The 3,672-nt window shown below is 62.9% G+C and carries 4 protein-coding genes; all 4 read right to left on the bottom strand.

The window, feature by feature from the left end:
- Positions 1 to 234: 234 nt before the first annotated feature.
- Positions 235 to 915, bottom strand: coding sequence for a GntR family transcriptional regulator (locus ABYB95_RS19215; RefSeq protein ID WP_372660540.1), 681 nt, complete (start codon positions 913 to 915; stop codon positions 235 to 237).
- Between the two features lie 120 nt (positions 916 to 1,035).
- A complete protein-coding gene (locus tag ABYB95_RS19210) occupies positions 1,036 to 1,620 on the bottom strand; it encodes a hypothetical protein (RefSeq protein ID WP_372660537.1) in 585 nt (194 codons plus the stop codon).
- Positions 1,621 to 1,961: 341 nt separating this feature from the next.
- Positions 1,962 to 2,774 carry a class II aldolase/adducin family protein gene (locus tag ABYB95_RS19205; RefSeq protein ID WP_372660534.1) on the bottom strand — a complete coding sequence of 271 codons (813 nt, stop codon included), beginning with the start codon at positions 2,772 to 2,774 and terminating at the stop codon, positions 1,962 to 1,964.
- Positions 2,775 to 2,807: 33 nt separating this feature from the next.
- Positions 2,808 to 3,672, bottom strand: an 865-nt coding sequence (locus tag ABYB95_RS19200; protein WP_372660531.1) for a 2Fe-2S iron-sulfur cluster-binding protein, incomplete at its 5' end; no start/stop codon positions are given.

Here is a 3,672-nt window from a genome sequence, read left to right as displayed (position 1 = left end):
CAAGGCGCCGGGCACGAAGCACGGGCGGGCCGGTGGGGGAACGGAGGGGGCCAACGGGACGGATAGACCGCCGGTCGGCTGGGTGGAGGCGGAGGACATGGCGCATTCAATGACTGTTTTTATGTACAGTATATGAATGCGCTCTGCTTGTCCAGAACAGATCGGAAAAGCCCGCCGCCTGCCTGGGCAAGAAGCCATGGGCCAGCCCGGGCGACGAAAAAATCTGGGTGTTCTTTAAGCCGCTACCGACTCTTGCGCCAGCTTGTTCTTCAGCTGGTTCACCAGATTGGTTTTCGCTTTGGTGATGTGTTCTTCGGTCAGGAACACCGCCAGATCGGCATCGCCGTTCTGGATCGCATCCGCAATCGCCTGGTGCTCGTCCCAGATGGTCAAGCGCTGGTTCGTCCACCGGTGTACCGCACCCATGACCCGGCGCAGATGCACCCAGTACCGACGGGCGTTTTCTGCGATCAAGTCGTTGCCCGAAGCGGCATAAATGGCGTTGTGAAAGGCGATGTCGGCATCGATCGTGCCGTTGATATCGCCGCTGCCAGACATCAACTGCCCTTGCGCAAGAATCTGGGGGTCTATCGTTGCCCGCGCGTTGGCGGCCAGGCGCGCGGCCAGCGCATCCAGTGCCCCACGGACTTCGTAAAGCCGACCGACCCATTCCGCATCGAGCGGGGTGACCTGAACGCCCCGCCCCGGGGCGTCTTCGATGAGGCCGTCGTTCTTCAGCAGCCGCAAGGCTTGCAACACCGGCGAGCGAGACACATGCAACTGCTCGGCGATCTCTTCCTGCGTGATCCGTTCGCCCGGCGCCAGTGAGCCATCGGTGATGGCGTCGAGCAACACGTTGTAGACCGTCTCAACGAAGTCGCTGCGGGTGGGGAGTTTGTCGAGTTGCAGGCGCATGCCGGTATTTTAATTTCAACGCCGTGTACAGAATACAAAATGGCCGCTGGTGTTGATCTGGCTCAGGCAGGGATGCTGGGCGTCCGTGGAAAGGGGGAAAGGTTATCGGCCCAAAGGGTTTCAGACCGTGTTCACAGGACGGCGCAAACGTGCCGAGGCCAACCAGTTGGGCGCCGCAACGCCGTCGGGGAGGTGGGCCAACAAGGCCTCGCAAAGCGCCGCGTTCTGGTGGTCACAAACCAGCAAATTCAAACGGATCTGTTGGCGGTTGAGCGGTGTCTTCAAACAAATCACCAGGCGTTGCTTGAGATCGTGCTCCAGCGTGCCCTCCATCCATTCGAGCTGGGCCACGTCGTGCCACGCCACCTCCCGCAGTTTCTCGATCCGCGCGCCCAACAGGCTGGGCACGTGACTCCAGTGGATGGACAGGCCACCGGCATGGATGCCGATCTGCCGCAGGTGCAGCAGGTCGCTGAACATGGCGTGCAGGATCAGACCGGCACCACAGAAAGCCATGGCCCAGAGGAACAGGCGCGGGTCTATGGCCACGGTCGATGTCCACCAGGCGTTCAGGCCGTCCGTCCATGGCCAAGCGGCGGCGCTCACCAGCAGCAGGCCGAGCGCGAGCCGCCACAGCCTCGGGTATTTCACCGGCGCGCCGGGTGGCCCGTAGTCCAGATGGAGCGCCTCGGCGCTTCTGTCCATGCGAGGTGGGTCTGTGCGCAGCACTGCGTGGCAACGCGAGGCTAGGGCCTGTTCACACTATTTTTCCAAGTGCGAAAGGGGTGAAAACAGCGCCAATCTAGGCGCGCGACGACGGCCAGACTGGCTGTCTGGTCTAGGCGTGCAACAACGAGTGGCGCTGTTTTCACCCCTTTCCCTTCGGGTTGCGGCCAAAAAGGCCATGCGCGGCGTTGCAAAGCCTGGCCGGGGGGAAGCCCCGGCTGCGTTTTGTGCCTTGCGCATGGCCTTTTTGATCCGCAACGCATCTTGGAAAAATAGTGTGAACAGGCCCTAGGAGCCCGAGCCGGTTGCGGGCGATCCGGTCAATTGAACATGTCCGGCTGGGTGGCGGCGATGTGGTCGTAAATGGGTTGAAAGTGCAACCAGCCGATGTACTCAGAGCCCACATGCTCGCGGCTGTAGCGCGAGCGCTCCGGAGACACCAAGACGGGCTTGTGCCCCGAGGCCTCGACCAGGAGTTGCTGGCGGCAGCAGCGCTCCAGCGCGATGAACCAGAATGCGGCGGACTCGATGCTGTGGCGGCTGGCGGTGAGCAGGCCGTGGTTCTGGTGGATGGCGGCTTTCACCCCTTTGAACCAATCGCACACCGCCATGCCCGCGCGCTCTTCGACCGCGACCTGCCCGGCGTCGTCTTTGATCACGACGTGGTCCTCAAAAAAGGCGGCGGCGTCTTGAGAAATGGGTTCCAGCGGGCGCCCCAGCGCTGCAAAAGCGGTGCCGTACACGGTGTGCGCGTGGCACATGGAAATGATGTCGGGGTGCGCCTCGTGCACGGCCGCGTGCAAAACGAAACCGGCGCGGTTGATCGCGTGGCGGCCTTCCACGACCCGGCCTTTGTGATCCGCCAGGATGAGGTTGGACACTTTGACCTGCGCGAAATGAACGCACATGGGGTTGGTCCAGTACAGCTCGGGACGCTCCGGGTCGCGGATGGTCAGGTGACCGGCGAAGCCGTAGTCAAAGCCCTCCAGCGCAAAGGCGCGGCAAGCGGCCACCAGGCGTTCCTTGCGGTGTTGGCGCTCGGCCTCGAAGTTGTCGAATTCCGGTAGGTCTGGGTAAATCAACCCGGGCTGGGTGGGCTGGTAGATCGAGATGTTTTTGACTTTGTCGAGCATGGTTTTCTCCAGTGGGGAATGGGCGCTTGGCGCTCAGAGATCGATGACGAGGGTGGGGCTGCGAGAACGCGAAACGCAGAGCGTCAGGCAGCGTGTTTTTTCCTCGTCAGAAAGGATGTAGTCGTTGTGCTCCACCTCGCCTTCGAGGTAATCCACCTTGCACGAACCGCACAGGCCAGACAGGCACGAGGTGGGCACCCGGTGGCCAGCGAGTTCGATCGCGCGCACGATGGTCTGGTCTGGCAACACCTGTACTGTGGTGCCGGACTTGGCCAGCCGCACCTCAAAGCTTGCATCGGGTGCGGATTTCGGTGGTGGTTCGGGGGCTTTGAAGTGTTCAAAGTGCACAGAACCCGGCGCCCAATGCGCGCTGGCATCGGCACAAGCTTGCATGAAGCCAAGCGGCCCGCAGTAGTACAAGTGGGCACCATCGGCTTGCCGCCGCAACAGCGCCGTGATGTCCAGCCCCTGCCCTGGGATGCCGTTGTCGAAATGGAAGTGCAGCTGGCCTGCTGGCACCAAGGCTTGCAGCGCATCGACAAAGGCCGCGTGGCGGGGGCTGCGGCTGCAGTAGTGCAGTTCGAACGACGCGCCTTGTGCGGCCATTTCATGCGCCATGGCTTTCAAGGGGGTGATGCCAATGCCGCCTGCGAGCAGGATGGTGTGTGCGGCCCCACGCGCCATGGGAAACGCGTTGCGGGGCGCGCCCACGGTCAGCATGTCGCCCACGCGCACGCTGTCGTGCATGGCCTTTGAGCCGCCGCTGCCTTTCACTTCCCGGAGCACGCCCAGCGTCCAGTTCGAACGTTCGTGGGGGTCGCCCGCCAACGAGTAGGAACGCACCAGGCCGCCGGGCAAGTGAACGTCAACGTGTGCGCCGGCCGCCACCAGCGGCAAT

This window comes from Hydrogenophaga sp., from assembly GCF_041633695.1.
In the GTDB taxonomy this organism is placed as follows: domain Bacteria; phylum Pseudomonadota; class Gammaproteobacteria; order Burkholderiales; family Burkholderiaceae_C; genus Hydrogenophaga.
Note: the sequence above shows the minus strand (reverse complement) of the source record. Positions and strands in the feature narration are given on the sequence as shown.

Coding starts and splice junctions, on each gene's coding strand:
- ABYB95_RS19210 (WP_372660537.1), bottom strand. CDS start 1,620: ATGGACAGAAGCGCCGAGGCGCTCCATCTGGACTACGGGCCACCCGGC.
- ABYB95_RS19215 (WP_372660540.1), bottom strand. CDS start 915: ATGCGCCTGCAACTCGACAAACTCCCCACCCGCAGCGACTTCGTTGAG.
- ABYB95_RS19205 (WP_372660534.1), bottom strand. CDS start 2,774: ATGCTCGACAAAGTCAAAAACATCTCGATCTACCAGCCCACCCAGCCC.